The organism is Frankia sp. AiPs1, from assembly GCF_023716945.1.
Lineage (GTDB): Bacteria > Actinomycetota > Actinomycetes > Frankiales > Frankiaceae > Frankia.
In genome coordinates this window covers 1-4,251 of the sequence record NZ_JAMQQF010000520.1, presented here as the reverse complement: position 1 = coordinate 4,251, position 4,251 = coordinate 1, and the positions used below count along the sequence as shown (strand labels likewise).

General features: G+C 74.9%; 3 protein-coding genes and 1 pseudogene. 2 read left to right on the top strand and 2 right to left on the bottom strand.

From position 1 onward, the window contains the following. A pseudogene (locus ND748_RS26535) lies at window positions 1–855 on the top strand (oxidoreductase); the annotation flags it as partial. 24 nt (window positions 856–879) lie between these two features. Beyond that, window positions 880–1,794 (top strand): amidohydrolase, encoded by a 915-nt coding sequence (locus ND748_RS26530; protein ID WP_251748926.1) that lies wholly within the window; start codon window positions 880–882, stop codon window positions 1,792–1,794. A gap of 127 nt (window positions 1,795–1,921) precedes the next feature. Here the strand turns inward: ND748_RS26530 and ND748_RS26525 are convergent, their stop codons facing one another. Together ND748_RS26525 and ND748_RS26520 are read right to left on the bottom strand one after the other, a co-directional pair. Then, window positions 1,922–2,236, bottom strand: a complete 315-nt coding sequence (locus ND748_RS26525) for a hypothetical protein (RefSeq protein WP_251748924.1) — start codon at window positions 2,234–2,236, stop codon at window positions 1,922–1,924. Between the two features lie 229 nt (window positions 2,237–2,465). Further along, complete coding sequence (locus ND748_RS26520; protein ID WP_251748922.1) at window positions 2,466–3,830, bottom strand: isopenicillin N synthase family oxygenase; 1,365 nt, start codon at window positions 3,828–3,830, stop codon at window positions 2,466–2,468. Window positions 3,831–4,251: the final 421 nt, after the last annotated feature.

Sequence of the window (4,251 nt, the reverse complement as noted above, 5' to 3'; positions counted from 1 at the left end):
GTACTGGCACCGGCGCACGCGCAGCAGCGTTCGACCGGCGGCTCGAACCCGCGCTCCGGCCCGCTCGCCGCCACGCCTCCCGGTTCCGCCGCGCCTCCCGGTTCCGCGGGGCTGCTCGGTTCCGCGGGGCCGGCCGAGCTGGCTTGCCTCGTCGTCAGCGATGATCGCGTGCTCACCGAACAGCTCGCCGGCGCACTCGCCCCATGGGGCTACACCACCGTCGCGGCGCCAGTCGGTGACACCGGAACCGGCGACGCGGCCACCGGCTTCGCCGCCGCCGAGCAGGGCCTCCACCGGGCCGCGACGACCACCGCCGCCGAGCTCGACGCCGTGGTGGTCATCCACGGCGCCGACGCGATCGGCGCCGGCGGGGAACCGGGCGTGGACTGGCACGCCATCCTGGCCAGCCACGCGGGGACGGCGGCGACGATTCTCGGGCATGCGGCGTGGTCCCGGGCCGCCGCGCGGCAGGTGGCGGCGACCGGGCGATCGCTGCGGGTGGTGCACGTCGTGCCCGCGCTGACCCCCGGCGGCCGCAGCGCCGCCCAGGCCGTCACCCAACTCGCCCGCTCCGTCAACGACACCCCGATCAGCCCGAGCGGCGGGCTGGTGACGTTCGCGGTCAGCGCGCAGAGCGTCGACCCGGCCGACCGGGTTCCGCTCGCCGAGCTGGTGGCGAGCCTCGTCGCCGCGCCGGACACGGCGTCGCTGGCAGGCGCGGAACTCGTCGTCCGGCCCGGCTGGCTGGGCCTGCGCGCGCACCCGGCACCGGCCGTCACCGCGTCGCTGGCCGGGGCCGAACCTGGCCCCTGGACCGACGACGTGCTGCGCGACGCCCTCGCATCGTTCGGCTGATCGCCCCGTCTCCGGGAGGCTGCTGTGGACCATCCGCAACGGGTCGTCGACGCCCACGTCCACCACTGGGATCCGGCGCGCACCGACTGGTACCCGTTCCTCGCCGCCGCCGACACTGCTCTCGCCGCCGCCGACGCTTCTTCCGCCGCCGCCGACACTGCTCTTGCCGCCGGCAGGCCCGACGCCGACCGGATGCGTCGGCCGTTCGACCAGCCGACGTACCTCGCCGAGGCGGGCCGCTGGAACGTCGAGGCGTACGTGCACGTGACCGCCGCGCCCGAGCACTTCGTGGCCGAGACCGCCGAGATCGCCCGCCTCGCCGAGGACACCGGCCAGCCGCAGGCGATCATCGGCGGGGTCGACGGGCGGGGCGGTGCCGCCGGGATCGTGGCGCAGCTCGACGCCCAGACGGACGCGCCGGGTTTCCGCGGCGTGCGCGCCAGCGCCGGTCTCGACCTCGACACCGACGCCGGGCACGCCCTGCTCGGCGCGCTCCAGGACCGCGGCCTGGTCTACGACCTCGTCGTCCATCCGGACGGGATGCGGCGGGCCGCCGCGGCGCTCGCCGCGTTCCCGGATCTCACCGTCGTCGTCGAGCACACCGGCTGGCCGCTGGCGCAGGACCCGGAGCATGCCGCGGTATGGCGCGACGGCCTGGCCCGCCTGGCCGGGCTCGGCCCGCGGGTGCACCTGAAGCTGTCGGGGCTGGCGATGACGCTGCACCGCATCGACGTCGCGTCGTTCCGGCCGTGGGTCGCGCACAGCCTGGAGGTCTTCGGCCCGGCCCGCTGCTTCTTCGCGTCGAACTTCCCCGTCGACGGCATGTTCGGCAGCTACGACGACCTGTACGGGACGTACGCGCGGCTCGTCGACGAGCTCGCCGCCCCGGCCCGCGACGGCCTGTTCGCCGCCAACGCCGCGCGGGTCTACCGCTGTTGAACGCCGGGAGACGGGCCTGGACCGTCCGCAGTACCGCAACCGCGCTCGGGACGGCCGTCACCGCCGGTGTCCCGGCCGCAGGGGTGTCCCGCGACCGGGGACCGTTGTCCGGCCGGGCCGGCGCCAGTCAGTGGGAGGAGGCGGCGGGGCGGTCGGCGACCAGGTAGGTCGTGGCCGTCGCGGCGGCGGTGACGGTGAGGACGGACGGCCAGGCTCCGAGCTTCTTCGCGAGCGGGTGGGCCGCGCCGAACGCCGCCGTGTACGTGCCGAGCAGCACGCCCGTCACCACGGGCCCGCGGGAGCGCAGCCAGGTGCGTCCGCAGACCGTGCCGGCGATGGCGAGGACGACGCCGGCGAGTTCCCGGCGTCCGCTGAGACGGGCGGCCGAATAGCCTCCGACGAGACCAGTCGCGACGACAGGTGCAGTGGGTAGCGATGCCATGCACGGCACGCTACGCCGCCACCGGACACCCGTCGGAGGCCCCAAGTCGCGCCCGCCCGGGACCGGCTGGCCCTACCGCCCCGGTGTCTCGGTGAATCCGCTGGCCGTGGGTGTTCTCGGCGGCCAGTCGTCGACAGGGTTCCCGGCGCGCCCGGCGATCCGCGTTGACGTTCATCACGCCGAGGTGAGCGCCGACCCGTCCCCCGCGCGGGGGCGCCGGCCGGGAGAGTCAGGAGCCGAGACGGTCGTTGGTGGTCGAGGTCGCCGTGGACGAGGTCAGCGTGCGCGGGCCGAGCAGCTTGGCCATCAGGTGGTCGGCGACCGTCTCGGCCGGGTAACGGGCCGGGTTGTCGGCGGACACGCACGTCGGCAGGCACTCGACGATCGCGTCGTGGTTGCCCTCGTGGAAGAAGGCGACCGAGCGGCGCAGTGCCGGCCCACGCTCGGCGGCGGGCGGCGGCACGACCCGGTGCAGCGTCGAGCGCCACCGGTCGTTCGTCCAGCGGGCGAGCAGGTCGCCGATGTTGACGATGAACGCCCCCGGCTCCGGTCGCACCCCGTGCCACGCCCCGTCCGGGCCGAGGATCTCCAGACCGGGCACGTCGTCGGCGAGCAGGATCGTGCAGGCGCCGTAGTCCGTGTGGGCGCCCATCCGGAGCTGGCCCGGCGCCGGGTCCGGCGAGCCGGGCTGGCGCAGGTAGCGGTTGGCCCGCATGACGTTCGGCGCCCGGCCGGTGCGGCCGGCGAAGTAGTCCGCGGGCAGGCCCAGGGCCTGGGCGAACGCGGACATCAGCGTCCCGGCGAGCCGGCCGATCGCGTCGAAGTACGCGACGAACACCGCCCGCATCCGCTCCGGGCGCGCCGGCCACAGGTTCGGCGCGAACATCCGATGCGCCTCGGCCTCGTAGTACGCCTCGCCCGCCGGCCAGGCGTCGACGCCGATGTTGAACGCCTCGAACATGTCCGGCAGCGCGGTCTCGGCCCCCAGGCTGTAGGCGAGCGCCTCGCTGCCGTACGGCGCGTAGCCCCGGTTGACCTCCGGCCCCGGCGGCAGCAGCCGCACCTTCTCCTCGACGGGCAGGTCGAAGAACTCCGAGGTGACGGCCAACATGTCGGCGATCAGCTCCGCCGGCACCCCGTGCCCGACGATCTGCGCGAACCCCACCGTCCGGCACACCTCGTCCAGCCGCCGGGCGACCGCCCTTCGCTCAGCCACCCGCCGTTCGGTTCCCCGGCGCTCGGCCGCCCGCTCACCATCATCGGCCGCCCCACCGTCAGTCCAGTCGTGTGCCTCGGCGCCGGTCCACGCGGAGACGTCCACGACCGGCACGAGCCCCGACCCCGCCGCAACGCCCGCCTGCCCACCGAGGACCGGTGCTCCGGCTGGAGCAGGCTCTGCGCCTCGGGCCGAGTCCACAACTCGGGACGGCATCGTGTCTCCGGTCGGCATCGTGCCCTGGGTCGGCTTCGTGCCCCGGATCGGCACCGTGTCCTGGGTCGGCTCGGTGTCCTGGGTCGGCATCGTGTCTCCGGTCGGCATCGTGCCCCGGGTCGGCACCGTGTCCTGGGTCGGCTCGGTGTCCTGGGTCGGCATCGGCATCCCTCGACTCACCTGGCGTCATCGGCGTCCAGCACGCTAGGCCCCGCCTATTACGCGCGCGTGTCCCCGACCACGAGCATCAGCCGCGCACGGACACCCCTGCCGGCATGACACGGTTCCCGCCGGAAACCATGATCACTGGAGCTGGAGCTGGAGCTGGAGCTGGAGCTGGAGCTGGAGCTGGAGCTGGAGCTGGAGCTGGAGCTGGAGCCGGAGCCGGGCGCGGTTCCGCGGAACCGCGATCCTCACTGAGGCCCGGACGCGTTCGTGTCCGCCCTGGCTCGGCGACCGACCCGCCTATCCGCTTTTCGGGTGGTCTCGCCGGCCTCGATGGGGTTCTCATCGCCCAACCGTGAGGTCGCCTCCGGTGGCTCCCGGGTGGCGGGGCCCGGCCCGTCCGCGGTGGAGCCGCGGA

Bases quoted from the DNA above. Each gene is read 5' to 3' on its own strand.
- ND748_RS26525 (WP_251748924.1), bottom strand. From the start codon at position 2,236: ATGGCATCGCTACCCACTGCACCTGTCGTCGCGACTGGTCTCGTCGGA.
- ND748_RS26520 (WP_251748922.1), bottom strand. From the start codon at position 3,830: ATGCCGACCCAGGACACCGAGCCGACCCAGGACACGGTGCCGACCCGG.